Genomic DNA, 24412 nt, shown 5'->3' with positions numbered 1-24412 from the left:
CGATGGTACTGCAGGGGGGACCCTGTGGGAGAGTAGGACGCCGCCGAACAATCATTGTGAAGAACCCCCGTCGGGAAACCGACGGGGGTTCTTTGCGTTTTCAGGACGCTTTCGGTCGAGGCATTTCCCCGGGTCGGTACTGGCAAGGGGGATGTCGTCCGAGCGGGAATGCCGTCCGATTCCGCGGCGGAGTGCGTTTCCCGGGGCCCCGAGAAGCGCCGGGAAAGGCCCTTGAGGGCATTCGGCGAGTGCCCGGGTGGGGGAGGTCCACCGCCTGTCGAAAGGGACTCAAAAGCCCCGCCACCGGATCGGTGGCGGGGCTTTTCCGTGCTCCCCGGACGGGGCCGGGAGTCTTTGTCAGAGGCGGCCGGCGGCCTTGAGGGCGAGGTAGGTGTCGGCCAGGGCGGGGGCGATGGAGGTGGGCGGGGCGTCGAGGACGGTGATGCCGGCGCGGGTGAGGCGGTCGGCGGTGAGGCGGCGGTCGGCGCGGGTCTGCTCGGCGGCCGCAGCACCGTAGACGGCCTCGACCGTGCCGCGGCCGGCGGCGAGTTCGTCGAGGTGGGGGTCGGACACGGACGCGAGCACGACCTCGTGGCGCTTGGTGAGGAGCGGCAGGACCGGGAGCAGGCCGTCCTCGACGGATGCCGCGTCCAGGCCGGTGAGGAGCACGATCAGCGAGCGGTGCGGTGCCATCTTCAGGGCGGTGGCGACCAGCGAGCGCATGTCGGTCTCGTAGAGGGCGGGCTCCAGGGCGGCCATCGCGTTGGTGAAGGCCGGGAGGATCTCGACCGGGGAGCGGCCGGCCACCGCGGTCCGCTTGCGCAGGTCGTGGGCGAGCAGGTCGACCCGGTCGCCGGCCTTGGTGGCGAGGGCGGTGAGGAGCAGCGCGGCGTCGAGCGAGGCGTCGAGCCGGGGTGCGTCGCCGACCCGGCCGGCGGAGGTGCGGCCGGTGTCGAGGACGACCAGGATGTGCCGGTCGCGCTCGGGCCGCCAGGTGCGGACGGCGACCGTGTGGCGGCGGGCGCTGGCCCGCCAGTCGATGGAGCGGATGTCGTCGCCGGGCAGGTACTCGCGCAGGGAGTCGAACTCGGTGCCCTGGCCGCGGGTCAGGACCGAGGTCCGGCCGTCGAGTTCGCGCAGCCGGGCGAGCCGGGAGGGCAGGTGCTTGCGGCTGGCGAACGGGGGCAGGGCGCGGACCGTCCAGGGGACGAGGTGCGAGCCCTGACGCCCGGCCAGGCCGAGCGGGCCGAGCGAACGGACGGTCACCTTGTGGGCGTGGTGGTCCCCGCGCCGGGTCGGGGTGAGGACGGTGGTGACGCGGCGGCGTTCGTGGCCGGGGACGCGCAGGGTGTGCCGGGAGGCGGCGAACCCGGTGCCGGGCCGCCAGGCCGACGGGGCCCAGGCGTCGCGGATCCGGGCCCGCAGGGGCCGTCCGGCCGGGTTGGTGACGGTCAGTTCGACTGAGGCGGGTTCGCCGAGCCGGACCGTGGTGTCGCCGCCCCGGTCGATCCGCAGGCTGCGGACGGGGGCGGCGAGCACCAGGTCGACGGCGACAGCGAGCAGGACCGCGCCGGTGACGGCGCCGATGCCCGCCCAGGACGGCAGCAGCAGGCCCGTGACGAGGGCGCCGAGCGCGGCGAGCAGGGCGGTTCGCCCGGTGATGGCCATGCGGTGCGTTCCTTCGTCGGGGCCGACGGTGAGGCGGCGAAACGTGGGGCGGCGATACCCGGGGCGCTGATACCCGGGGCGGGGATCAGCGCGGGGCGGGGATCAGCGCGGGGCCGGGGTCTGGGCGAGGACGGCCTGGATCACGGAGTCCGCGGTCACGCCCTCCATCTCGGCCTCGGCCCGCAGGGCGACGCGGTGCCGCAGGGTGGGCAGGGCGAGTGCCTTGACGTCGTCGGGGGTGACGTAGTCGCGGCCGGCCAGCCAGGCCCAGGCACGGGAGGCGCCGAGCAGTGCGGTGGCGCCGCGCGGGGAGACGCCGATGGAGAGCGAGGGCGACTGCCGGGTGGCCCGGCAGAGGTCGACGATGTAGGCGAGCACCTCGGGCGCGACGGTCAGCTTGGCGATCTGCTCGCGGGCGGCGGCGATGTGCTCGGGGCCGGCCACCGGGCGCACGCCGGCCGCGGCGAGGTCGCGCGGGTCGAAGCCGGCGGCGTGCCGGGCGAGGACCTGGAACTCCTGGTCCCGGTCGGGCAGCGGGAGGATCAGCTTGAGCAGGAAGCGGTCGAGCTGGGCCTCGGGCAGCGGGTAGGTGCCCTCGTACTCGACCGGGTTCTGGGTCGCGGCGACCAGGAACGGCACCGGCAGGGCGCGCGGCTCGCCGTCGACGGTGACCTGGTGCTCCTCCATGGCCTCCAGCAGGGCGGCCTGGGTCTTCGGCGGGGTGCGGTTGATCTCGTCGGCGAGCAGCAGGTTGGTGAAGACCGGGCCGGGCTGGAAGGAGAACTCGGCGGTGCGGGCGTCGTAGACCAGGGAGCCGGTGACGTCGCCGGGCATCAGGTCGGGGGTGAACTGGATGCGCTTGGTCCCCAGGCTGAGCGCGGTGGAGAGGGTGCGGACCAGCAGGGTCTTGGCCACGCCGGGGACGCCTTCGAGCAGCACATGGCCGCCGCAGAGCAGGGCGACGACGAGGCCGGTGACGGCGGCGTCCTGGCCGACGACGGCCTTGGCGATCTCGGCGCGCAGGGCGGTGAGTGCCTCGCGCGGGTCGCCGAGCCGGGGGTCGCCGGCAGTGCCGGGAGCGGTGCTGCCGGGGACGGTGGTGCCGGTGGTGACGGGCGCCGGGCCGGGGGTGATGCGGAGCTGGGTGGTGGCCTTCTCGGTCACGGCTTCCGTACCTGCCTTTCGAGGGTGTCGAGGTCGTCGGCGAGCCGCAGCAGTGCGGCGTCGTCGGTCGGGGGAGGGCCGTACAGCAGGGCCGCGGCGTCCCCGGCGGGCCGCTCGGGGAGGCGGTCCGCGACGGCCGCGCAGAGGGCGGTGGGGTCGGGTGCGCCGGCCACCGGCGGGACGCCGAGGGCCGGGGCGATGCGCAGCGCGGTGGCGCGGCGCAGGGCGTCGGCGGCGCGGCCGCGGGCCTTGGCCCGGCGGTAGAGGCGGGCGCGGCCCTCGGTGGTCTCGGAGGCGCGGACCACGACCGGCAGCTGCTCGCTGACCACCGGGCCGAGCCGCCGGGAGCGCCAGAGCGCGGCCAGCACGACGGCGATGGCGAGCTGGTAGCCGGCCCAGGTCCAGCCCTCGGGGATGTAGTCCTGGAAGCTCTTGCGCCCGCCCTCGGCGACCGGGGCGGTGTAGTCGGGCAGGTGCCAGGTGAGGTGCGGCCGGGAGCCGAGCAGGCCGAGTCCCAGGGCGGCGTTGCCGTCCTTCCCGAGCAGCTCGTTGGTGAGGAACTCGCCGCTGCCGAGGACCACGACGTCGGTGTTCCGGCCGGTGGTGACGGCGACCAGGGGGTAGCCGTGGCCGCGCGGGTAGCAGCCCTCGCCGCGGCTGCCGGCGGTGTAGAGCAGGCCGCCGAGGTGGGCGCTGCCGGCCCGGACGGCTTCGGGGAGGGAGCAGCCGGGGTCGGTGGTGCGCACGCCGGCGTAGGGGATGCCGCCGTTCTCGTCGGACGTGCGGACGCCGGGGACGAGGGCGCTGAGGGCGGCGGGGCCGGGGGCGACCAGGACCAGCCGGCCGTACTTGGCGGCGGCGACGGCGGTCAGCTGCTCGGGGGTGAGCAGGTCGGGTTCGGGCAGGACGAGGGTGTCGGTGCCGGTGGGCCGGACGGCCGGGTCGGCGGTGAGGTCGACCTGGAGGCCCTCGCGCTCCAGGAGGGCGATCACGGCGCGGCTGCCGGTGGGCTCGTAGGAGCGGGGGTCGAGCGGCGGGTACCGGCGTTCCTGGTTGACGGCCGCGAGCAGGACGGCGGCGAGCAGCAGGAGGGCGGCGGTGAGCAGGTACCAGCGGGTGCGCCGCCACAGGCCGCGGCCGGTGGGGGCGGTGCTGGTGGCGGTCGGGGCGGGCCGCGGGGCGGCGGCCCGGTCGGTCGGCGGAGCGGGGGTGGCGCTGGTCATGCGGCTCCTCCGGCGGCCGGGGCGAGGACCGGGCGGGCGCGTTCGAGGGCCCGGTCGAGGTCGCGCAGCGACTGGTAGGCGCCCTGGTCGGCGGTGCGCTCGCCGTACGCGATGTCGTCGAAGGCGCGGGCGGCCGCGGCGAGCTCGGCCGCGTGGCCGGGCAGGGCGCGGCCGGCCTCGGCGGCGGCCTCGTCGGCGGTGCGGCCGGGGCGGGCGTCGAGCAGGGTGCGCTCCTCCAGGCCGCGGACCAGGGCGCGCATCTGCTCGCGGACGGCCTCGGTCCACCGGCCGGCGGCGGCGTGCCGTTCGGCGTCGGCCCGGTGCTCGGCCGCGCTGCGCGGGCCGATGTCGCCGAAGACCCCGGTGTGGGTGCGGGCGGCCCGCTTGGGCGCGCCGAGGCGCCACCAGAGGGCGGCGCCGATGATCGCGGCCACCAGCAGGAACAGGACCAGGCCGGTGGCGCCGCCGGTGCCGTCGCCGGTGAGCGCGCCCAGCGCCTCGTCGATCCGGTCCGTGATCCAGTCGATGACCCGTTCCTGGAGGCTCGGGTCGTGGCGGTGGTAGTCGGCGTTGAGCAGTTCGTCGCGGGCCGCGTCCTTGGCCGCGTCGCGCGGTGTCGTGACCGGGGCACCACCCGCGAGCACGACGATCTCCCCCCGGATCGGCATCGGGCTCAGAGCCTTGCGGGGGCGGGGCCGGCCTGGTCGCCCCAGCCGGTGCCGCCGTGTTCGGGCAGGCCGGCGGCGCGGGCGAGCTCGATGTCGAGGGCCTCGCGGCGGATCCGCTGGTCGACGTAGAGCAGCACGCCGATGGTGGCGGTGAAGGGGAGGGTGACGGTGGAGGAGAGGACGCCGCCGATCGCCATGGTGATCAGCATGGCGGCGGGCATGCTGCCGCTCTGCCCGGCGTCGACCTGCCCGAGGAAGTCGTCGAAGCCGATCACCATGCCGGCGATCGTGAACGGGGTGCTGATCACACCGCCGACGACCGCGGCGATGATCTGGCTCAGCACGGTGATGCCGCAGATCCGCCACCAGGAGCGGCGGACCAGCCGGCGGGAGCGGGAGAGGGCGGTGATGACGCCCTGCTTCTCCAGCATGAGGGCGGGGGCGGCCAGGCTGAGCTGGATGCCGATCCAGATGGCGACGGGGAGGCTGAGCAGGCCCACGACGACGAGCAGGCCGACGATCGCCGGTTCCTCGGCCCCGGCGACCAGGTAGCCGATCAGCGGGGCGAAGCCCAGCAGGACGATGCCGCCGGCGATGAGACCGGTGAGCAGGGTGAGGCCGACGAGCTGGAGCAGCCGCGGCTTGGCGTCGCGCCAGGCGTCCCCGATCGACACGGCCTGGCCGAGGACGGCGCGGCTGACCACCATGGTCAGCAGGGCCGAGGCGACCACACCGAGCAGCATCGAGAGCGGCAGGCTGATCAGGGCGGTCAGGACCGGGGTGAGGTCGCCGGTGTCCCCCTGGATGGCGAGCTGGGCGCCGAGCGAGGCGCCCTGCTGGACGACCGCGACGCCGAGGGCGAGACCGAGGGTGACCCGCCAGTGCTTGCGGACGGTGGAGACCGCGCCGTCGAGGATCTCGCCGAGGCCGAGCGGGCGCAGCGGGATCACTCCGGGCTTGGGGCTCTGCGGCACGCCCCAGCTGTAGCCGCCGCCGGGCGGCTGCGGGCCCCAGCCGGGCGGCGGTCCGCCGTGGCCGGGCTGCGTGCCCCAGGCGGGCTGTGGTCCGGCGTAGGGGGGCTGCGGGGCGCCGGGGGCGGTCCCCCGGGCGGGCGGGGTGTCCTGGGGCGGTGCCGACTGGCCGGGCACGGCGGCGGGTGCGTCGGCGGGGGGCCGGGCGCCGTCGCGGGGCGGCTCGGACGAGCCGGGCGAGGCCCAGCCCGGAGTGTCGGTCATCACTGCTCCTCGGAGGGCTTCGGGGGCGGGGTACCGGGTGGATCTTCACCCGCGCGCAGCGCCCATCGTGCCATGGTGCCCGGACGCACCCCAGGGGGAGCCGGTTGCTGAACGGCAACGGCCGGGGGGCGGACGATTCGTCGGCTTCGCCGGGGGCCCGGGGGGCGGAAGTGGGCGGGAAATTGGCCCGGTTTGGCTTGAATTGGACCGGATCGCCAGTTGGCCGTTCTGGAGCAATGGGACTGCTGTGCGGCAGGTCACAATCCGGTAATGAGAAGATGGACGCATGAAGGGACGCGTCCTCGTCGTTGATGACGACTCCGCACTGGCCGAGATGCTCGGCATTGTGCTGCGGGGTGAGGGTTTTGAGCCGTTTTTCGTCGCGGATGGGGACAGGGCGCTAGCTGCGTTCCGGGAGACCAAGCCGGACCTGGTCCTGCTCGACCTGATGCTGCCCGGCCGGGACGGCATCGACGTCTGCCGGCAGATCCGGGCCGAGTCCGGTATCCCGATCGTCATGCTGACCGCCAAGACCGACACGGTGGATGTCGTGGTCGGCCTGGAGTCGGGTGCCGACGACTACGTGACCAAGCCGTTCAAGCCCAAGGAGCTGGTGGCCCGGGTGCGGGCCCGGCTCCGCAGGGCCGAGGAGCCGACTCCGGAGCAGCTGACCATCGGCGATCTGGTGATCGACGTGGCCGGTCACTCGGTGAAGCGGGACGGCCGGGGCATCCCGCTGACCCCGCTGGAGTTCGACCTGCTGGTCGCGCTGGCCCGCAAGCCCTGGCAGGTGTTCACCCGCGAGGTGCTGCTGGAGCAGGTCTGGGGCTACCGGCACGCGGCGGACACCCGGCTGGTCAACGTCCATGTGCAGCGCCTGCGCTCCAAGATCGAGAAGGACCCGGAGCGTCCCGAGATCGTGGTGACCGTCCGCGGCGTCGGCTACAAGGCCGGGCCCAGCTGACGTGATGTACCGGGCCGACGAAACCCCGCCGGGTACCGCGACCGACGGGGGTGGCGGCGCCGTGCGCGGGGACGTACTGAGTTCGACCGTGCGCAACCGCCGCCGGCGGGGGCCGGTCGCCCTGCTCGCGCTGCTGAACCGACAGCTGCGCCGCCCCCTGCACCGGGTGGCGGCGCTGTACCGGCGGTCGATCCAGCTGCGGGTGGTGGCGGCGACGCTGCTGCTGTCGGTCGTGGTGGTGATGGTGCTGGGCGTCGTCGTGGTGGCGCAGGTGCGCACCGGGCTGCTGGAGACCAAGCGGTCGGCGGCCCGGGACCAGGCCCTCGCGGGATTCCAGACCGAACTCAAGAAGATCGACGACGCGGACGACCTGCGGCTGCGGACCGGGCCCACCAACCCGGCCCCCGAGGGGCTGGGCACCTGGCTGCTCCAGCAGGTCGGCGACCTGGCGGCGAGCGGGCAGAACGTCTACTCGGTGATCGCGATGCTGCCCGGCACCGGCCAGACCGTCCAGCCGGAGAAGGCCGGCCTCGGCCCGCGCTACTCCGCGGACATCCTGCCGAGCAGCATCCCCGACAGTCTGAAGGCCAGGGTCGCGCAGGAGCCCGGCCAGACCTTCAGCCAGCCCACCCGGATCCAGCGTTCGCCGGAGAGCGGCGTGGACACCGAGCCCGGGCTGGTCTTCGGGCAGCAGTTCACCGGGCCCGGCAACGGCAGCTACCAGCTGTACTACGTCTTCTCCTTCGGCCAGGAGACCAAGACCCTGGGCCTGGTCACCGGCACGCTGGCGACCGCCGGGGTGTTCGTGGTGATCATGATGGGCGGCATCGCCTGGCTGGTGGTGCGCCAGGTGGTGACGCCGGTCCGGATGGCCGCCGGGATCTCCGAGCGGCTGGCCGCCGGGCACCTGGAAGAGCGGATGAAGGTCACCGGCACCGACGACATCGCCCGCCTCGGCGAGTCGTTCAACCGGATGGCCAACGCGCTGCAGGCGCAGATCCGGCAGCTGGAGGAACTCTCCCGGGTGCAGCGGCGCTTCGTCTCGGACGTGTCGCACGAGCTGCGCACACCGCTGACCACCGTCCGGATGGCCGCCGACCTCATCTACGACAGCCGCGAGGACCTCGACCCGATGGCGGCCCGCTCCGCCGAACTGCTCCAGGGGCAGCTGGACCGCTTCGAGTCGCTGCTCGCCGACCTGCTGGAGATCAGCCGCTTCGACGCGGGCGCGGCCGTCCTGGACGCCGAGCCGGTCGACCTGCGCGAGATCGTCGGCCGGGTGGTCGAGGCCGCCGATCCGCTGGCGCAGGCCAAGGGCAGCGCCGTGGTGATCCGCGGCGACGGCGAGCCGGTGCTGGCCGAGGTCGACTCCCGGCGGATCGAGCGCATCCTGCGCAACCTGGTGGTCAACGCGCTGGAGCACGGCGAGGGCCGGGACGTCGTGGTCCGGCTGGGCTCGCGGGACGGCGCGGTCGCGATCGGCGTCCGGGACTACGGCATCGGCCTCAAGCCGGGCGAGGCGTCCCGGGTGTTCCACCGGTTCTGGCGGGCCGACCCGTCCCGGGTGCGGACCACCGGCGGCACCGGCCTCGGTCTGTCGATCGCGGTCGAGGACGCGCATCTGCACGGCGGCTGGCTGCAGGCCTGGGGAGAGCCGGGCGGCGGCTCGCACTTCCGGCTCACCATGCCGCGCACCCGCGGCGGCGAGATCAGCCGGGCGCCGTTCCGGCTGGAGCCGGAGGACTCCCGCAACAACCGGGGCCTGGGCACCTACGGGGCGCCGTACCGGCGGGCCGCGCGCCCGGCCGGGGCGACCGCCCTCACCGCGACCGACGAGCAGGCTGTCCCGGAGACGCCGGACACCTCCGGCAGCGGGTTCGGCAGCGGGCTCGGCGGAGTGCTGAGCATCGGCCCCGGCCTCGGCCGGCGGGCGGCCGAGGGCCCGCGCGCCGATCCGTCGGACGTGCTGCCGGTCGGCGCGGGGTACGGTGCGACCGGGGCCCAGGTCGTGGTGGACCCGACGCCGGGCCGGCCGTCGGTGGCGCAGCGGACCGCGGGGCCGGACGGGGCCGCAGGGGCGGACGGCACGGGTGGAACGGACACGGAGGGGTCGCAGCGTGCGAAGGACCAGCGCCAGGATTGAGCCGCGGCTGGCCGGGATGGCGGGCGCGCTGGTGGGTGCCCTGCTGGCCGGCGGCTGCGCGGCGATGCCGGATTCCGGGGGCGTCTCCAAGATCGAGCTGTCCAGGAGCTCGGCGGAGAAGAACCTCCAGGTCAGGATCTTCCCGGTGGAGCCCGCCAAGGGAGCCAAGCCGCAGGACCTGCTGGCCGGGTTCCTCGACGCGCTGACCGCCGACGACAGCTATGTGACGGCGCGCAAGTACCTGACGCCGGACGCGCGGACCAGCTGGAACCCCGAGGCGGGCATCAACGTGCTCGCCGCCAACCCGGGCCACCTCAAGGTGAGCGTGACCGACAACGACACCGAGGTGTCGATCCCGGTCCCCGGGCAGCTGGTCTCCCAGGTGGACGACCGGCACTCGTACGGCGAGTCGCCGCGCAAGATCGAGTTCAACTTCTCCTTCGTGCGGGAGAAGGCCGGCGAGTGGCGGATCGACAAGCTGCCGGACGGGCTGATCCTCAACGAGGTCAACTTCCGCAACAGCTACCGCCAGGTCGACCGGTTCTTCTACGCCGCGCCCGACCCGTCCGCGCCGACCGCGGCCGCGGTGACCAACCAGGACGTGCTGATCGCCGACCCGATCTACCTGCGGCGCCGAATAGACCCGCTGGGTTCGGCGGTGCGCGCGCTGGTCTCGGGGCCGTCGACCTGGCTGGGGCCGGTCGCCCGTTCCGCCTTCCCGGCGGGCCTCGGGCCGAACGCGGTCGAGTCGGTGACCCTGGACGACAACCGGACCGGGCACGTGACACTCAGCGGGGTCGACCTCGGCAGCGCCACCGCCTGCCGGCGGATGGCCACCCAGCTCCTCTACACCCTCGCCGACCAGGGCACCGGGCCGGTCGAACGGCTGGAACTCAAGGCCAAGCACGGCGGACCGGTCTGTCAGGCGAGCCGCGCCGACGAGCCCGCGACCGGGCCCGGCTCGCTGGCCGGGCAGATGTCCACCCGGCAGTTCTACCAGCGGGCCGACGACGGCGTGCTGCACGAGACGCGCGGAGACGCCGTCGGCGAGCCCGTGCACGGGCCGCTGGGGCGGGCGCAGCAGAGCGGGCGGCCGCTGGGCGCGGTCGCGGTGGCCCGGGACGGCGAGCGCGCCGCGGCGATCAGCGCCGACGGCCACCAGCTCTTCACGGTGCCGTTCCTGGACTCGCTGCCGGCCATGCCGCAGCCGGTGCTGACCACCCCGAGCCGCCCGGGCTCGAAGGGTGACGACGGGCTGACCTCGCCGACCTGGGACGGGCGCGGCGACCTGTACGTGGTGGACCGCGACCCGGCCGGGCCGCGGGTGCTGATGGTGCGGGACAAGCAGGCCGTCCCGGTGGCGGTGGACGACCTGGTCGGGCGTTCGGTGCAGGGCATCAAGGTGTCCTCGGACGGCGTCCGGGTCGCCCTGCTGCTGAAGGAGGGCAAGGACAGCAAGGAGCAGCGGCTCTGGCTGGGGCTGCTCGTCCACGGCGGCACCAAGGACGCCCCGACCGCGAGGATCACCGGGCTGCGGCTGGCCAATCCGGCGTTCCAGGAGGTGCTGGCGGTGTCCTGGGCGGAGGCCGACCAACTGCTGGTGCTGGGCAAGGAGAAGGACAAGACCCAGCAGTTGCAGTACATCAGCACCGACGGGTCGCAGAACCGGGACGCGCGGCTGCTGGGCGGCGGGGAGATGGGTGCCGTCGCCGCGTCGGAGTCCCGGGCGACGAACGCGCTGCCGGTGCCGCCCGTGCTGGCGCTGGAGAAGGAAGGGGGCAAGCCGTACCGGCTGGTCAACAACCAGTGGCGGGAGCTGGTGCTGCCCTACAAGGCCTCCGCGTTCATCTACCCGGGCTGAGACCCGGCGCTCGGTGCTCGGTGCTCGGTGAGGTGGCCGGCCGGGTGCTCGTCACTGGTCGCGGGTGTCCGGGCGGCGCCGGTGGTGGTGCGGGACGGCCGCCGCGACCGTGGCGGTCGCGGCGGGCGGCAGCCCGGCGGCGGACAGGGCCCGGGTCGCCTCGACCAGGCTGGCGCCGGTGGTCACCAGGTCGTCGACCAGGACCGGCCGGTACCCGGCGGGCCCGGGACGGCCGGGCCGGTGGAAGCGGCCGGGCGGTCGCACGGTGAGCGCGCCGCGCAGGTTGCGGTGGCGCTCGGCGGCGGAGAGCCCGGCCTGGTCGGCGACCGGACGGGCATGGCGCAGCAGCGGCAGCGCGCGGGCGTCCAGCCCCTCCCGGCGCAGGGCCCCGGCGGCGGCGCGGGCCAGCCGCAGCGTGGGGTCGTGACCCCGGGCGCGGACCGCCGCCCGGGCGGAGGGGACCGGGACCAGCAGCAGGGGGAACGGCTCCGGGGCCGGGCCGAGTGCGGAGCGCACCGCCCGGGCGAGCGCGTCGCCGAGCGGGCCGGCCAGCCCCAGCGCGCCGCGCTCCTTGTGGGCGAGCAGCAGCCGCCGGACCGGACCGTCGTACGGCGCGGCGGCGTGCGCCCGGGGGAGGGCTTCGACGGGCGTCGGCGGGGTAGTGGCGAGGAGGTGGCGGCACTCCGGGCACAGATGGCCGAGGTCGGCGCCGCAGCCCGCGCAGGGGGCCGGGAGCAGCGCGTCGAGGAGGCCGGTCAGGGCGTGGGTGAAGGGTCCCCGGTGGGACTGCCGGTGGGACTGCCGGTGGGGTGGTGCGGTGGTCCGCGGCACGGCTGCTCCTCGCGGGTGGGGCACGGAGAGTGAGCAAAGAATGCGCCGTACGGGGGGTGTTGTCCAGGTATTTACCTGTGTTTCACTCGCGGGAGGGTAGACAGGGGTGCAGCAGCTTGACCGCCGGCCCATCACTCCGTCATACCCGAACTCTCCGCCGGAGAGGCGAAAACCCCGTGTGAGGTGTTCGATAAGGCTCCAGGGGGTTTCAACCGTCCCTGGTGGGGAGGAAGTGCAGTGAGGGCCAGTCGTTCCCACCGTTGCCGGTGGGGCGGAGGGCCGGCGGATGTATCGGCTGGTCCGGCTGGTCTCAGTCCGGTCCGGTAGCACCCGGGCCGGCGACAGAACGAGGGATCGGAGTTCTGCGTGGACATCGTCGTCAAGGGCCGCAAGACCGAGGTGCCGAAGAGGTTCCGGGATCACGTGGCCGAGAAGCTGGAGAAGGTCCAGAAGTTCGACACCAAGGCGATCAGCCTCGATGTCGAGGTGTCCAAGGAACACAACCCGCGGCAGGCCGACCGGTCCGACCGCGTGGAGATCACCCTCCGTACCCGTGGCCCGGTGATCCGGGCCGAGGCCGCCGCCGCTGACCCCTACGCGGCGCTCGATCTGGCCTCGGCGAAGCTCGACGCCCAACTGCGCAAGTCCGCGGACCGGCGTCGGGTCCACAAGGGCGGCAGCGGCAGCCGCACCCCGATCAGCGTCGCCGAGGCGACCGCGGCCCTGGCCGCGCTGCCCGAGTCGAAGCCGTCGGAGAGCAGCACCAACGGTGCCGTCCGCAAGACCATGATGGGATCCCTGGAAGTGGAGGGCGAAGGCCCGCTGGTGGTCCGGGAGAAGACCCACCCGGCCGCCCCGATGGCGCTCGACCAGGCGCTCTACGAGATGGAGCTGGTCGGCCACGACTTCTACCTCTTCGTGGAGAAGGACAGTGGCCTGCCGAGCGTCGTGTACCGCCGGCACGGTTACCACTACGGCGTGATCCACCTGAAGGCCGACGGTTCGACCGTCGAGGGTGGCGGCGCCGGCGGTGCGATCGGCGCGGGCGACGACGAGGACTGACCTTACGGACAGCAGGAGAGGGGTGACCCCGGTGGCGACCGCCGCCGGGGTCACCGGCGTTCCGGGGCCGGTGCTCGGTGTTTCCGGGCCGGTGCACGGCGTTTTCGGGCCGGTACGCGGCGTTCCCGGGGGCGATACGTGGTGTTCCGGGGTCGGTACGCGGACACCGGCCACCGGACAGGTCACCCAATGCGGGGCAATCGGCACCGGAGGGTGACCGCGAGGGCCCCCGGCCGTGGAATGATTGCCCGACGACGACCGGCGACGGGGGAGGAGCGGATGGGGGATCAGTTCGGGCTGGGGCCCGCGACAGTGCCGGTCGTGGGGGTGTCGCCCGGCCTCGGGGCCGAGTCCGACTACGCACCGCGCCGGGGGGAGCCGATCCGCGTCCTGGTGGTGGACGACCACGCGTTGTTCCGCCGCGGCCTGGAGATCGTGCTGGCCGAGGAGGAGGACATCACCGTTGTCGGCGAGGCCGGGGACGGTGCGGAGGCGGTGCTCAAGGCGGCCGACCTGCTGCCCGACATCATCCTCATGGACGTCAGGATGCCGCGCCGCAGCGGGATCGAGGCCTGCACCGCGATCAAGGACGTCGCGCCCAGCACCAAGATCATCATGCTGACGATAAGCGACGAGGAGGCCGACCTCTACGAGGCGATCAAGGCGGGGGCCACCGGCTACCTGCTGAAGGAGATCTCCACCGACGAGGTTGCCACCGCGATCCGCGCGGTCGCCGACGGGCAGTCGCAGATCAGCCCGTCCATGGCGTCCAAGCTGCTCACCGAGTTCAAGTCGATGATCCAGCGCCGCTCCGACGAACGGGAGTTGGTGCCCGCGCCGCGACTGACGGACCGGGAGCTGGAGGTGCTGAAGCTGGTGGCCACCGGGATGAACAACCGGGAGATCGCCAAGGAGTTGTTCATCAGCGAGAACACCGTGAAGAACCATGTGCGCAACATCCTGGAGAAGCTGCAGCTGCACTCCCGGATGGAGGCCGTGGTGTACGCGATGCGGGAGAAGATCCTCGAAATAGGGTGACTGCGGGGCCCGGTGGGCCCCGACCGCCGGGGCGGTCGGGGCAGTCGGGGCGTCCGTTCGGGGCGGCCGGGGCGTCCGGTCGGGGCGCTCGGTCAGGCCAGCAGTCGCTCCAGCGCCGGGCGCAGCGACTCGTCGTGCAGCGCCTCGACCCGGACGGCGTCGCAGCCCACCCAGCCGGCCGCCTCGCGCAGCGCGTCGGCCAGTGCCTCCAGGTGCCGGGGGGAGTCCAGCGAGATCTGACGCGCCACCAGGGTCCGCCCCTCGCGGGCCGGGTCGACCCGGCCGACCAGACGGCCGCCGGTGAGGACCGGCATCGCGAAGTAGCCGTGCACTCGCTTGTGCTTGGGGGTGTAGGCCTCCAGTCGGTGGAGCATGCCGAAGATCCGCTCGGTGCGCGGACGGTCCCAGATCAGCGAGTCGAACGGCGACAGCAGCGTGGTGCGGTGGCGGCCGCGCGGTGTCGTGGCGAGTGCCTCCGGATCGGCCCAGGCCGGGCCGGGGGTGCCGTTCGGGCCCCAGCCGGCCACCTCGACCGGGACCAGGCCGGAGTCGGGCAGTGCCGCGTCCACCTGCTCGGCGCGCAGCCGGTAGTAGTCGACGATGTCGGCCCGGGTGGCCACGCCGAGGGCCGCGCCGGACTGGGCGACCAGGGTGCGCAGGCACTCGGCGTCGTCCGGCTCGGCGGCGAACAGCTCGGCGGGGACGGCCTGTTCGGCCAGGGCGTAGACGCGCTTCCAGCTCCGGCGCTCGGTGCAGACCACGTCGCCGAAGGCCAGTGCCCGCTCCACCGCGATCTTGGTGTCCGACCAGTCCCACCACTCGGCGGTCTTCTTGGCGCCGCCCAGCTCGGTCGAGGTGAGCGGGCCCTCGGCGCGCAGCTTGTCCAGCACCGAGCGGTAGGTCGCCGCCTCGCCCTGCTTGCCCCAGACGTGCGTCTTCGCGCGGTAGCGGCGGCGCCGGAAGGCGAACAGCGGCCACTCCTCCACCGGCAGGATGCACGCCGCGTGCGACCAGTACTCGAAGCTCGTGCCGGAACCCCAGTACGCCGTCTCGACCGCCGGGCGGCCGACCGCGCCGAGCCGGGCGTACGGCACGAGTTCGTGGGAGCGGGCCAGTACCGAGATGGTGTCGAGCTGGACGGAGCCGAGCCGGCGCAGCATCCCGCGCACCCCGCCGCGGCGGTCGGGCGCGCCGAGCAGGCCCTGGGCGCGCAGGGCGATCCGGCGGGCGTCGTCGGCGCCGAGCACGGCCACCGGGGCGGGGCGGGAGGACGGGCCCGGGGTCGGGCCAGGGGTCGAGGCGGTCATGCCGGCGAGCCTAGAGGTGGGCACCGACAATTCGTCCGGCCGTCCGGAGCCCTGGGGCTCCGGACGGCCGGACGGGCGGGCGCGGCGGCGGTGGCGGCCCGGTCAGTCGGCGAGGTCGCCGGGCAGCAGGGAGGCGATCCACGAGTCGTGGAACTGTCCGCGCTGCTCGGCGTACGCCCGCAGGGTGCCCTCGAACCGGAAGCCGACCTTGGTGGCGACCGCGCGGGAGCCGTCGTTGCCCACGTAGGCGAGCCACTCCAGCCGGCGCAGGCCGAGTTCGGCCAGTCCGTAGCGGGTCACCGCGGTGGCGGCCTCCACGGTGTAGCCGCGGCCGCGGAACTCCTTGGTCGCCCACCAGCCGATCTCGGCCACGTCGGTCCGTCCGGCGCGGAGCATCAGCCCCTGGGTGCCGACCAGTGCACCGGACTCGCGCTCGAACACGCACCAGACCAGGTTCTCGCCGGTCCGCCAGCCGTTGAGGGCCAGATCGGACACGAAGTACTCGGCGTCGGTGCGCAGGTACGGACTGGGGACGACCGTCCAGCGCTGGATCTCCGGGTCCTGGCAGGCGGCGTTGATCGCGTCGATGTCCGACTCGCGCGGAGCGCGCAGGACGAGGCGCTCGGTGGTGAGGACGACGGGCTCGCGGGCGGGGTCGGCGGCGGGCGGGCCGGACTGCTCCCCGGCGCGGGGTTCGGGGCTTTCTTCCATGGGCGGATTATTTCGTCCAGAGATGAATCCGAGCATCCGATTAACGGTCCTGGGCTCCCAACTCTCCGAACGGCTGCCCGGTTTGCCCCGGTGGGGAATGCTATCGGGGCATGTGCTCGCAGGGGTGACACGGGAATACCGTGCTGACGCACCTCCCGAGGCGTTGGGCTCCTCGCATACGATGGCCCGTGCGGTGGGGTGGATCCGCCGTGCAGTCGTCCAGTGCCAATACAGGCAAGGAGCCCGCTCACGTGTCCGTCTTCGACAAGATCCTGCGCGCCGGCGAAGGCAAGATCCTTCGCAAGCTGCAGCGGATTGCCGCCCAGGTCAACTCCATCGAAGAGGACTTCGTCAACCTCACCGACGCCGAGCTTCGCGCCCTGACGGACGAGTACAGGCAGCGCCTCGCCGACGGCGAGTCGCTGGACGACATCCTCCCCGAGGCCTTCGCCACCGTCCGCGAGGCCGCCAAGCGTGTGCTCGGCCAGCGGCACTACGACGTCCAGATCATGGGCGGCGCCGCGCTGCACCACGGCTACGTCGCCGAGATGCGCACCGGTGAGGGCAAGACCCTGGTCGGCACCCTGCCCACGTACCTCAACGCGCTCACCGGCAAGGGCGTGCACCTCATCACGGTCAACGACTACCTCGCCGAGCGCGACTCGGAGTGGATGGGCCGGGTGCACCGCTTCCTCGGCCTCGAGGTCGGCGTGATCCTCGGCAACATGACGCCCGCCGAGCGCAAGCGCCAGTACGCGATGGACATCACGTACGGCACCAACAACGAGTTCGGCTTCGACTACCTGCGCGACAACATGGCCTGGTCGAAGGACGAGCTCGTCCAGCGCGGCCACAACTACGCCGTGGTCGACGAGGTCGACTCGATCCTCATCGACGAGGCCCGGACCCCGCTGATCATCTCCGGCCCGGCCGACCAGGCGACCAAGTGGTACGCCGACTTCGCCAAGCTGGTGCTGCGCCTGAAGATCGACCGCGACTACGAGGTCGACGAGAAGAAGCGCACCGTGGGCATCCTCGAGGAGGGCGTCACCCGGGTCGAGGACTACCTCGGCATCGACAACCTCTACGAGTCGGTGAACACCCCGCTCGTCGGGTTCCTGAACAACGCCATCAAGGCCAAGGAGCTCTACAAGAACGACAAGGACTACGTCGTCATGAACGGCGAAGTCATGATCGTCGACGAGCACACCGGCCGTATCCTGGCCGGCCGCCGCTACAACGAGGGCATGCACCAGGCGATCGAGGCCAAGGAAGGGGTGGAGGTCCAGAACGAGAACCAGACCCTGGCCACCATCACCCTCCAGAACTTCTTCCGCCTGTACGACAAGCTGGCCGGTATGACCGGTACCGGTACCACCGAGGCGGCCGAGTTCCACCAGATCTACAAGCTCGGTGTGGTGCCGATCCCCACCAACAAGAACCCGCTGCGTATCGACCAGCCCGACCTCATCTACAAGTCGGAGCCGGCCAAGTTCGCGGCCGTGGTCGAGGACATCGCCGAGAAGCACGAGAAGGGCCAGCCGGTGCTGGTCGGCACCGTGTCGGTCGAGAAGTCCGAGTACCTGTCGCAGGAGCTGCGCAAGCGCGGCATCCCGCACGAGGTGCTGAACGCCAAGCACCACGAGCGCGAGGCGCAGATCGTCGCCCAGGCGGGCCGCAAGGGCGCCGTCACCGTCGCCACCAACATGGCCGGCCGCGGTACCGACATCATGCTCGGCGGCAACGCCGACCACCTCGCGGCGGCCGAGCTGGCGCAGCGCGGGCTCACCCCGGTGGACAGCCCGGAGGAGTACGAGGCCGCGTTCCCGGCCGCGCTGGAGAAGGCCAAGGCGGCCGTGAAGGCGGAGCAGGACGAGGTCAAGGAGGCCGGCGGCCTCTACGTCCTCGGCACCGAGCGGCACGAGTCCCGCCGGATCGACAACCAGCTGCGCGGCCGCTCCGGCCGTCAGGGCGACCCGGGCGAGTCCCGCTTCTACCTGTCGCTCGGCGACGACCTGATGCGCCTGTTCAAGGCCGGCATGGTCGAGCGCGTGCTCTCGATGGCCAACGTGCCCGAGGACGTGCCGATCGAGTCGAAGATGGTCACCCGGGCCATCGCCTCCGCGCAGACCCAGGTCGAGCAGCAGAACTTCGAGATCCGCAAGAACGTCCTCAAGTACGACGAGGTGCTGAACCGCCAGCGCGAGGTCATCTACGGCGAGCGCCGCCGCGTCCTGGAGGGCGAGGACCTGCAGGAGCAGGTCGGCCACTTCATGGACGACACCGTCGAGGCGTACGTCAACGCCGCCACCGGCGAGGGCTTCGAGGACGACTGGGACCTGGAGAAGCTCTGGACCGCGCTCAAGCAGCTCTACCCGGTCACCCTGGACCTGGCCGAGCTGGAGGAGGAGGCCGGCGGCACCGCGGGCCTCACCCCGGAGTTCCTCACCAAGGCCATCCAGGAGGACGTCCAGGCCCAGTACGGCGCCCGTGAGGACCAGCTCGGCGAGGAGATCATGCGCGAGCTGGAGCGCCGGGTCGTCCTCTCGGTGCTGGACCGCCGCTGGCGCGAGCACCTCTACGAGATGGACTACCTCCAGGAGGGCATCGGCCTGCGGGCCATGGCGCAGCGCGACCCGCTGGTCGAGTACCAGCGCGAGGGCTTCGACATGTTCACCGCGATGATGGAGGGCATCAAGGAGGAGTCCGTCGGCTACCTGTTCAACCTGGAGGTCCAGGTCGAGCAGCAGGTCGAGGAGGTCCCGGTCGAGGACGCCCAGGTGCTGCTCGACAAGCTGGAGAAGGACGCCCCCCGTCCGGAGATCAAGGCCAAGGGCCTGGAGGCCCCGAAGCCGCAGCGGCTGCACTACACGGCCCCCTCGGAGGAGGTCGGCGGCGGTGTGGTCGAGGGCGAGTTCGAGGACCTCGGTGTCGAGGACGAGGGCGACGGTCTGACCCGCGCCGAGCGCCGCAAGGCCGCCAAGTCGGCCAAGGGCCGCCGCCGCAAGAGCTGAGGCGGTGCCGACCGGTCCGGTCGGCCGCCATACCGGGCGCCGCTCCCGTACGGGGGCGGCGCCCGGCGTCGTTCCCGGGGCCGCCGGGGGTGCAAGGGGTGCCGCGGCGGCGTCCGCGCGCGGGGCGGGCGGGGACGGGCGCGGGTGCGGTCCGGGGCGGCTCATCGGGCCTCCACGGCGGTGCACTGCCACTGGCCGGACGGCCCTCGCGGCTCCAGCCGGAACGCCACCATGTGGTGCCGGCCGCCGAGGTCGACCCGGACACAGGCCTCGACCGCGCCCGGCGCGGGCGAACGGTCGTGCACCGGACCGAGCCGCGGCCGCTCGCCGCCCCGCGTCCCGCGCAGGGTGCCGGCCCGGACCAGGGCGGACAGCTGGCCGTAGCAGTCCAGGGTGGTGTGGCGCAGCAGCTGTCCGGACGGCCGGGAGCCGGTCAGCACCTCCACCAGCCGGTGCGCGAACCGTGTGCTCAGGCCGCCCCGCGGGTCGTGGCCCGGTCCGTCGGCGCAGGCCGTCCTGGGGTGGCGGGGGCGCCGCGGTTCGGCGACCGCCCGGTGGTCCCGGGCGGTGCCGCGCGGGCGGTACGGGCGCGCCGACAGGACGGCGGGCGGGGCGAGCGGGGGAGCGGCGCGGTTCGGGCATGTGGTCATGGGCCTTCCTCGGAGCGGTGGGCGGGTCGGGGCCCGGGCGGGGCCGGTCGGCTGCTGCGGTCGGGGTGGAGCGTCGGGGTGATGCCGGTCGGGACCGGGTGGTGCGGGTGCGGACGGGTTCCTTGTTAATGGCGGTCCGCAGCGGGCTGCAACGGCTTTGCGCGGGGTGCTCCGGCCTCCGGAAAGTTCACCTATCCGGGTGAGTCGGCCCGTGCGGCGGCGGGTCCGGGACGAAGCCGCTCCGCACCGGGTTGACGCACCGGGAAGGGCGGGAAAGCCCGAAAGAGGACGGTCGGGTTCGCCAGGACGGGCGTTGCGGCCCGGGTCGGTCGACGCGCAGGATCGGAGACCGGAGCCGGGTCGGGCGCCCGCCGCGGGCCCGCTCCGGACCAGCACCGCCCCGACGAGGACAGGCGGCCGGCATGACGACATGGGTATCCGGGACACGGCCGACGGCCCCGCGGGCCGCCGGCGCTCCCCGGCGCGGTCTGGTGCTGGGCGGCGGGGGCATGCTCGGCGCGGCCTGGACGGTCGGCGCGCTCTGCGCGGTGGAGGAGGCGACCGGCCGCCGGGCCGGTGACGCGGAGGTGGTGCTCGGCACCTCGGCCGGGGCGATCCTGGGCGCGCTGCTGGCCGCCGGGGTCGGCGCCGACCAGCTCCGGGACCACCAGCGGGGACTGCCGATCACGTCCGGGCCGCTGGCCGGGGTCGGCTTCGACTACGACACGGCGGTCGGCGGCGCGCTGCCGCCGCGGCCCCGGGCCGGCATCGGCTCGCCGAGGCTGCTGCGGGACGCCGTGCGGCACCCGCGCGAGTACCCGCTGCTCACCCTGGTCTCGGCGATGGCCCCGCACGGCCGGGGTTCGCTGGAGCCGGTGGGCGCGCTGGTCGGCGGCCTGTTCGGCGGTACCGAGGCGGGCTCGGCGACGGGAACGACCGGGGAGGCCGGGCCGAGCGGCGTTGCCCCGGCCGGGCCCGCGCCGCTCGGCCTCGCCGGGCGCGCCTCGGCGCTGCGGGTCGTCGCGGTGGACTACCGCAGCGGCCACCGGGTGGTCTTCGGCGACCCGGACGCCCCGCCCGCCGGCGTCGGCGAGGCGGTGATGGCCTCCTGCGCGATCCCGGGCTGGTTCGCCCCCGTCCGGGTGGGCGGGGCGGACTACGTGGACGGCGGCTGCTGGTCGGCCACCAATGCCGACCTGCTGCTCGACCGGGGCCTCGACGAGGTCTACGTACTGGCGCCCATGGCGCTGTGGAGCGACCCGCCGGGGCGCACGCAGCCGGGGCACTCGGAGTCCGTCCCGGGCGCGTCCGGATTCGCGCGCGCCCGGCGCGGGCGCGACCTCCCGCGCGGGGTGCTCGCCCAGGTGGTCGGCCGCTACCGCAGGGCGGTGACCCGGCAGCTGCTGCGCGAGGCCGGACTGCTGCGGGCGGGCGGCGTGCGGGTCCACCTGCTCGCGCCCGCACCCGCGGACCTGGCCGTGATGGGGCCGAACATGATGGACCCGTCCCGCCGGGGCCCGGTCCTGGAGAGCGCGCTGGACACCTGCCGCCGGGTCCTGGAGGCCACCCGCTGATCCGGGACGGCCGGCGGGACGGGCCCCGGAACGGCGGCGCGGCCGGCCTGTCCGGGGGGCGTGCGGGGCCCGGCGGGAGGGTCGAAGGGTGCACGGGTGATCGCGGCGCCGCGTCCGGAGCTTATTCTTGGGGACGCTGGAAGCTGTGCCGCTGGACGAACCGGAGAGTGCCACCGATGCGCGTGTACGTGCCCACCACCCTGACCGGCCTGGCGGCGGCGCACTCGGGCGGCGCGCTGGAGCAGTCCGCGGCGTACGCCGTGACGCCCGCGCTGCGCGAGTGGTACGTCAGCGACGACCTGGAGGAGCTGGAGTACGCGGCGCTCAACCGCGCCGCCCAGTCCTCGCTCCGCCTGCTGGCCGCCGAGCCGGACGCCCCGCGCCGCCGGGTCGTGATCGCGCTCGACGTCGCCGACTCGGCCGTGACGCCCTTCCCCGGCGACGAGTACCAGGACCAGGCCTCGCTGGGCCGGGTGGTGCTGGCCGGGCCGTTGAAGCTGGCCAAGGCGGCCGCCGTGCACGCCGATGTCGCGGACCGCGACGTGGTGGCCGATGTGGCGGCGGCGGTCGGGGCAGTGACGGCCGCGGACGCGGGTGACCAGGACGCCCAGTTCACCGTGGACGGCGCCGAGGACCACGACCTGCTGTGGTTCGCCACCCAGGAGATCGCCGGCCTGCTGGCCTGAGCCCGCGCGTGGGTCCGTGCGTGGGTCCGCGCGGGGTCGTGCACCCCGGCCCACGGGCACCGTGAGCCCCGTCCTACCGGTCCGGCCGGGCCCGGCGCTACCGTTCAGACGTGCGCACTCATATCGTCTGGGACTGGAACGGAACGCTCTTCCACGACATGGAAGCGGTGCTCGGAGCGAGCAACGCCGCTTTCGCGACCATCGGCGTCGCGCCGATGACGCTGCAGGAGTACCGGGAGCAGTACGAGATCCCGATCCCCCGCTTCTACCAGCGGCTGCTCGGCCGGCTGCCCTCCGAGGCCGAGTGGCTGCGTCTGGACGAGGCGTTCCACGACCACTACCACCAGCTGAGCGCCGTCTGCGGCCTCACCGACGGTGCCCGTGAGCTGCTGGACGGCTGGCGGGCGGCCGGGCGGAGCCAGTCACTGCTGTCCATGTACGAGCACGACCGGCTGCTGCCGGTCGTCGAGGGCTTCGGTCTGACCGGCCAGTTCCTGCGGGTGGACGGGCGCAGCGGCCCGGCCGGCGGCCAGAAGGCCGAGTACCTGGTCCGGCACCTGGCGGCGCTCGGCACGCAGGTGGACCCGGCCCGCACGGTGCTGATCGGGGACGCGGCCGACGACGCGCTGGCCGCGCTGGAGGCGGGCGCGCACGCGGTGCTGTACACCGGCGGTTCGCACACCAGGGAGAAGCTGGAGCCGGTCGGCGTGCCGGTGGTGGACAGCCTGGCGGAGGCGGTCGAGCTGGCCGGCCGGATCGCCGGCTAGGCGTTCCCCGGCATCGGACGGGCATCGGACGGGCATCGGACCCGTGCCGGCCCCGCCGCTCGGCGGAGGACGTGGCGCGCGCCACTCCACCGTTGGCGTGTCCGGGCGGGCGCGGCGCCCCCGGGCTGGTCAGGCTGGACGGGTGCCGGGCCCGTCGTCGGAACGGGCCGGCCGCCCCACCAGGAGCGGAGCCCGCCCATGCCCATCGACGCAGTCACCGACGTCCCGGTCCCGGGCAACGAGCCGGTGCTCGGCTACGCGCCCGGCAGCCCGGAACGGGAGCGGCTGGTGCGCCGGCTGGACGAGCTGGCGGCCGAGCCGGTCCCGCTGCCGATGACCATCGGCGGCGAGCAGCGGTTCGGCGGCGGCGAGCGGATCGACGTCGTCCAGCCGCACCACCACGCGGCGAAGCTGGGTGTGCTGGGCAACGCCACCCGGGAGGACGCCAGGGCCGCCGTGGACGCCGCGCTGGCCGCCGGGCGGGAGTGGCGCGGGCTGTCCTTCGACGACCGGGCGGCGGTCTTCCTGCGCGCCGCCGACCTGCTGGCCGGGCCGTGGCGGGAGACGCTCAACGCGGCGACCATGCTCGGCCAGTCCAAGACGGCCCAGCAGGCGGAGATCGACTCGGCCTGCGAGCTGATCGACTTCTGGCGCTACAACGTCCACTTCGCCCGGCAGATCCTGGCCGAGCAGCCGGTCTCCTCGCCCGGGGTGTGGAACCGCACCGACCACCGCCCGCTGGAAGGTTTCGTCTACGCGATCACCCCGTTCAACTTCACCGCGATCGCCGGGAACCTGCCGACCGCGCCGGCGCTGATGGGCAACACCGTGGTGTGGAAGCCGGCGCCGACCCAGACGCTGGCCGCGTACCACCTGATGCGGCTGCTGGAGGCGGCCGGGCTGCCGCCGGGGGTGATCAACCTGGTCACCGGTGACGGGCAGCAGCTGTCCGCGGTGGCGCTGGCGGACCCGGCCCTGGCCGGGCTGCACTTCACGGGTTCCACCGCGACCTTCCAGTCGCTCTGGCAGACGATCGGTGCCAACATCGGCGGCTACCGCAGCTACCCCCGGATCGTCGGAGAGACCGGCGGCAAGGACTTCCTGCTGGCGCACCGCTCGGCCGATCCGGAGATCCTCAAGGCGGCGCTGATCCGGGGCGCCTTCGAGTACCAGGGCCAGAAGTGCTCGGCGCTCTCCCGCGCGTACCTGCCGCGCAGCCTCTGGCAGCGGATCAAGGACGACCTGCTCGCCGAGGTGGACGCGCTGGCCGTCGGCGACGTCACCGACCTGTCGAACTTCATGGGCGCGCTGATCGACCGGCGCGCGTTCGAACGGAACCGGGACGCGATCGAGCGGGCCAAGGCCGACCCGACGGTGGAGCTGGTGGCCGGCGGCCAGTACGACGACGCGATCGGCTGGTTCGTCCGCCCGACCGTGCTGGTCTCCTCGGACCACCGCAACGAGATGTTCCGCACCGAGTACTTCGGCCCGATCCTGGCCGTCCACGTCTACGAGGACTCCCGCTGGGACGACGTGCTCGGCCGGGTCGACGCGGGCGCCCCGTACGGGCTGACCGGCGCGGTGGTCGCCCAGGACCGCTACGCGATCGCGCAGGCGCTGGAGGCGCTGCGGTTCGCGGCCGGGAACTTCTACATCAACGACAAGCCGACCGGCGCCGTGGTGGGCCAGCAGCCGTTCGGCGGCGGCCGGGCGTCCGGCACCAACGACAAGGCAGGCGCGCCGCAGAACCTGCTGCGCTGGACCTCGGCGAGGTCGATCAAGGAGACGTTCGTGCCGCCGACCACGTACGTTCACCCGCACATGGGCTGAATGCCGACGGTCCGCA

19 protein-coding genes are annotated in these 24412 nt (G+C 73.8%); 10 read left to right on the top strand and 9 right to left on the bottom strand.

Annotation, left to right across the window (positions count from 1 at the left end):
• Positions 1–357 precede the first annotated feature (357 nt).
• From ADK60_RS21130 to ADK60_RS21110, 5 genes are all read right to left on the bottom strand, one after another.
• Entirely contained in the window at positions 358–1668 is a 1311-nt protein-coding gene (locus tag ADK60_RS21130) for a DUF58 domain-containing protein (RefSeq protein WP_053648089.1), read from the bottom strand.
• Between the two features lie 102 nt (positions 1669–1770).
• Positions 1771–2691: an AAA family ATPase gene (locus tag ADK60_RS21125; protein ID WP_045942589.1), complete on the bottom strand. Its 921-nt coding sequence runs from the start codon at positions 2689–2691 to the stop codon at positions 1771–1773.
• 137 nt (positions 2692–2828) lie between these two features.
• A complete protein-coding gene (locus ADK60_RS21120; RefSeq protein ID WP_053648087.1) occupies positions 2829–4055 on the bottom strand; it encodes a DUF4350 domain-containing protein in 1227 nt (408 codons plus the stop codon).
• Positions 4052–4723 carry a DUF4129 domain-containing protein gene (locus ADK60_RS21115; protein WP_053648086.1) on the bottom strand — a complete coding sequence of 224 codons (672 nt, stop codon included), beginning with the start codon at positions 4721–4723 and terminating at the stop codon, positions 4052–4054. The genes ADK60_RS21120 and ADK60_RS21115 overlap by 4 nt, the downstream gene beginning before the upstream one ends.
• A 5-nt stretch (positions 4724–4728) precedes the next feature.
• A complete protein-coding gene (locus tag ADK60_RS21110) occupies positions 4729–5958 on the bottom strand; it encodes a DUF7847 domain-containing protein (RefSeq protein WP_053648084.1) in 1230 nt (409 codons plus the stop codon).
• Positions 5959–6244: 286 nt separating this feature from the next.
• Here ADK60_RS21110 and mtrA point away from each other — a divergent pair, with 286 nt between their 5' ends.
• The 3 genes from mtrA to ADK60_RS21095 are packed head-to-tail and all read left to right on the top strand — an operon-like array spanning position 6245 to position 10926.
• Positions 6245–6922 carry an MtrAB system response regulator MtrA gene (gene mtrA / locus ADK60_RS21105; RefSeq protein ID WP_030247322.1) on the top strand — a complete coding sequence of 226 codons (678 nt, stop codon included), beginning with the start codon at positions 6245–6247 and terminating at the stop codon, positions 6920–6922.
• A 4-nt stretch (positions 6923–6926) separates the two neighbouring features.
• Positions 6927–9065 carry an MtrAB system histidine kinase MtrB gene (gene mtrB / locus ADK60_RS21100; RefSeq protein ID WP_053648083.1) on the top strand — a complete coding sequence of 713 codons (2139 nt, stop codon included), beginning with the start codon at positions 6927–6929 and terminating at the stop codon, positions 9063–9065.
• On the top strand, positions 9040–10926 hold the full coding sequence (locus tag ADK60_RS21095; RefSeq protein ID WP_159400522.1) for an LpqB family beta-propeller domain-containing protein: 1887 nt from the start codon (positions 9040–9042) through the stop codon (positions 10924–10926). Before mtrB ends, ADK60_RS21095 begins: the two co-directional genes overlap by 26 nt.
• 51 nt (positions 10927–10977) lie before the next feature.
• On the opposite strand, the gene ADK60_RS21090 is transcribed toward ADK60_RS21095, so the two are convergent.
• Positions 10978–11757: a ComF family protein gene (locus ADK60_RS21090; RefSeq protein ID WP_502687441.1), complete on the bottom strand. Its 780-nt coding sequence runs from the start codon at positions 11755–11757 to the stop codon at positions 10978–10980.
• A gap of 366 nt (positions 11758–12123) precedes the next feature.
• Between ADK60_RS21090 and hpf the strand changes: the two genes are divergently transcribed.
• Both hpf and ADK60_RS21080 read left to right on the top strand, forming a co-directional pair.
• Positions 12124–12819 carry a ribosome hibernation-promoting factor, HPF/YfiA family gene (gene hpf, locus ADK60_RS21085; protein WP_045942587.1) on the top strand — a complete coding sequence of 232 codons (696 nt, stop codon included), beginning with the start codon at positions 12124–12126 and terminating at the stop codon, positions 12817–12819.
• 279 nt (positions 12820–13098) lie between these two features.
• Positions 13099–13857, top strand: a complete 759-nt coding sequence (locus ADK60_RS21080) for a response regulator (protein WP_234326227.1) — start codon at positions 13099–13101, stop codon at positions 13855–13857.
• A gap of 92 nt (positions 13858–13949) precedes the next feature.
• Here the strand turns inward: ADK60_RS21080 and ADK60_RS21075 are convergent, their stop codons facing one another.
• Together ADK60_RS21075 and ADK60_RS21070 are read right to left on the bottom strand one after the other, a co-directional pair.
• Positions 13950–15164: a winged helix-turn-helix domain-containing protein gene (locus ADK60_RS21075; protein ID WP_053648079.1), complete on the bottom strand. Its 1215-nt coding sequence runs from the start codon at positions 15162–15164 to the stop codon at positions 13950–13952.
• Between the two features lie 102 nt (positions 15165–15266).
• The gene (locus ADK60_RS21070; protein ID WP_079008576.1) at positions 15267–15875 is read right to left on the bottom strand and encodes a GNAT family N-acetyltransferase; all 609 of its coding nucleotides are present in this window, start codon (positions 15873–15875) and stop codon (positions 15267–15269) included.
• 251 nt (positions 15876–16126) lie between these two features.
• Between ADK60_RS21070 and secA the strand changes: the two genes are divergently transcribed.
• Positions 16127–18889, top strand: coding sequence for a preprotein translocase subunit SecA (gene secA / locus ADK60_RS21065; RefSeq protein WP_045942592.1), 2763 nt, complete (start codon positions 16127–16129; stop codon positions 18887–18889).
• A 161-nt stretch (positions 18890–19050) separates the two neighbouring features.
• Here the strand turns inward: secA and ADK60_RS42245 are convergent, their stop codons facing one another.
• Positions 19051–19539 (bottom strand): Rv3235 family protein, encoded by a 489-nt coding sequence (locus ADK60_RS42245; RefSeq protein ID WP_053648077.1) that lies wholly within the window; start codon positions 19537–19539, stop codon positions 19051–19053.
• A 422-nt stretch (positions 19540–19961) separates the two neighbouring features.
• Between ADK60_RS42245 and ADK60_RS21055 the strand changes: the two genes are divergently transcribed.
• From ADK60_RS21055 to pruA, 4 genes are all read left to right on the top strand, one after another.
• Entirely contained in the window at positions 19962–21113 is a 1152-nt protein-coding gene (locus ADK60_RS21055) for a patatin-like phospholipase family protein (protein ID WP_079008575.1), read from the top strand.
• Between the two features lie 176 nt (positions 21114–21289).
• Positions 21290–21799 carry a DUF6912 family protein gene (locus tag ADK60_RS21050; protein WP_045942593.1) on the top strand — a complete coding sequence of 170 codons (510 nt, stop codon included), beginning with the start codon at positions 21290–21292 and terminating at the stop codon, positions 21797–21799.
• A 110-nt stretch (positions 21800–21909) separates the two neighbouring features.
• Positions 21910–22566: an HAD family hydrolase gene (locus tag ADK60_RS21045; RefSeq protein ID WP_286185292.1), complete on the top strand. Its 657-nt coding sequence runs from the start codon at positions 21910–21912 to the stop codon at positions 22564–22566.
• 204 nt (positions 22567–22770) lie between these two features.
• Positions 22771–24396 (top strand): L-glutamate gamma-semialdehyde dehydrogenase, encoded by a 1626-nt coding sequence (gene pruA, locus ADK60_RS21040; RefSeq protein WP_053648097.1) that lies wholly within the window; start codon positions 22771–22773, stop codon positions 24394–24396.
• The last annotated feature ends 16 nt before the right edge of the window (positions 24397–24412 follow it).

Source organism: Streptomyces sp. XY431 (genome assembly GCF_001279805.1).
In the GTDB taxonomy this organism is placed as follows: Bacteria; Actinomycetota; Actinomycetes; order Streptomycetales; family Streptomycetaceae; genus Kitasatospora; species Kitasatospora purpeofusca.
Note: the sequence above shows the minus strand (reverse complement) of the source record. Positions and strands in the feature narration are given on the sequence as shown.